Below are 2,220 nucleotides of genomic sequence, written 5' to 3'. Positions count from 1 at the left end.
CACGATTTTGCCATCGTTAACCACAATAATACGGTCCACCAGTTCTAAAACAGCTCGGCGGTGGGTAGCAACCACCAAAGTCCGATGTGCCAGCCATCCTTTTAAATGATCAATCAATTGCTTCTCTGCCACATCATCAATAGAGGCGGTTGGTTCATCGAGCAATAAAATGTTAGGTTGACGAATCAATAAACGAGCCAATAACAATGCTTGTTTCTGACCACCCGAGAAACCCACGCCACCTTCTAAAATCAGGTGATCTAGTCCCTCTTTTTTCTCTTGAACAAAACTTAGTGCACCCGTCATGACTAAAACTCGAAAAATCTCTTCATCGGTTGCAAGCGGAGCACCCAAAGTAAGGTTCTCACGAATCGTACCGTAGAAAAGATACGCATTCTGGTTAAGTAAACCCATATCACGACGTACATCAGATGGATCAATTAAAGACAGATCCAGACCATCTAAATGTACTGAACCTTGAATAGGAAATTGCATTCCTGAGAGAAGCTGAAGCAGTGTTGATTTACCCGCCCCATTGCGCCCCAGAATTGCAACTCGTTCACCAGCACGAATTTTTAAGTGGCGAACTGCAAGGCTCGGACGTGGTTCATCCTCACTATATTGGAACAAGACATTTTTTAATTCGTAATCACCATTTAAAGCAGCCTTATGTACCAGATGTGAACGCTCTGGCTGATCGATCGGGCGTTGCATGAGCTCATCCAGACTCTGTTTAGCGACTTTCGCCTGCTGTAAACGACCTAAAACACCGGTGATATGACTAATTGGTGCCAACATACGTGAAGATAAAATTGAACAGGCTACTAAGGCACCTGTGGTCATTTCACCGGCCATCACGGCAAAACTTCCCACCAAAACAACAAGTGCGTAGGTCAAGCCTTGAATCTTTTGTGTCCATGCCATTAAAGTACCGACAATTTTACGCTGTCTCATACCGATATCGGCTGAAACTTCATTCATGTGGTTCCACTGGTTTTGGAAACGTGATTCAGCACGTAAAAGCTTGATATCTTCAATACCCTGCACCGCTTCAACAAGAATTGCGTTACGGATTGAAGATTCTCTCATGCCTTCTTGGGCGAGCTGAGCTAGCTTTTTCTGCACAAGAATTCCCGGCAAAATCATAAGCGGCACAACCAGTAACATTACCCAGAACAATTTCCCGCCAATAATCGCGAAGATGGTGAGGAACAAGAAAAAGAATGGAAAATCTGCCATCGCAGTAATGGTAGTTGAAGTCACCAGTTCACGAACCCCTTCGAGCTCACGAATCTGGGAAATAAAACTACCGGTAGACTTTGAACGGTCTTTATTCTTGATTCTTAGAGCATGACCAAATACACGGTCTGAAACCCGTAAGTCCGCACGTTTACCAATAATGTCGGACAAATAAACTCTGGCTACCCGTAAGGTAAACTCAAAAATAGCTGCAATCAGTACACCACCAGCCAGAACCCATAAGGTTGGAACAGACTGAGAAGGCACAACACGGTCATAGACCTGCATTGAGAAAACAATGGTTGCCAGTGCCAGTACATTGGCAATGAGTGAGGCAAACATAATATCAACGTAGCGCTTCCAGTCTCTTAGAACAATTGACCAGAACCAGCTTGCTTCATAGGGTTTAATATATTCGTCAATACGCGCATCGGGAATAGAGGTTTCAGGACGCAAGATATAAATATTTTTGAGCGTATCTTTTAATGCACCTAAAGACACGTTCTGCGAAAGTCCCTGATCTCCACTAAACTGGATACTGACATTTCCTTGAGTATCTGCTTTATCAACAACACCGACCTGTCCGTCGTTAAACTCGACCATGACAGGTAGGCGCCACGGATTCAGCACATCTAAAGAAAACGGCACTTTACGTAAATTGAGACCAACTTGACGTGTCATTAACTGCAAAACATCATCAAGATTTTGATTCTGGTTCCAGTCAAGTTGCAAACGAATTCTTTCTTCTGAAGGCTCAATTCGATAATGTTTAGCAATCGTTAAGACCGCCTGTAACCAGGGCTGGTAATTTATTTTTGTCATCATGGTTGTACTTCGAACCCCTGAATTGAAATATTATTTAAGCCATAGGCTTGGCGGGAAAGTCCTGTTGCCGAAATGTACTGAACAATACTGTTGTAGATGTCATAACGTGCAGACTCAAGCTCTGAATTAGCACTATGAATGGCCTGCTCTGCATTC

General features: G+C 43.5%; 1 protein-coding gene and 1 pseudogene. Both read right to left on the bottom strand.

What is annotated here, in order from left to right; translation table 11 throughout:
• Positions 1–2,064, bottom strand: a 2,064-nt coding sequence (locus ACS604_RS18895) for a type I secretion system permease/ATPase (protein ID WP_474772639.1), incomplete at its 3' end; no start/stop codon positions are given.
• Positions 2,061–2,220, bottom strand: a pseudogene (locus ACS604_RS18890) (RND transporter); the annotation flags it as partial. The gene ACS604_RS18895 and the pseudogene ACS604_RS18890, both read right to left, overlap by 4 nt.

It is taken from the genome of Acinetobacter sp. Li1LvA2, from assembly GCF_056156705.1.
Note: the sequence above shows the minus strand (reverse complement) of the source record. Positions and strands in the feature narration are given on the sequence as shown.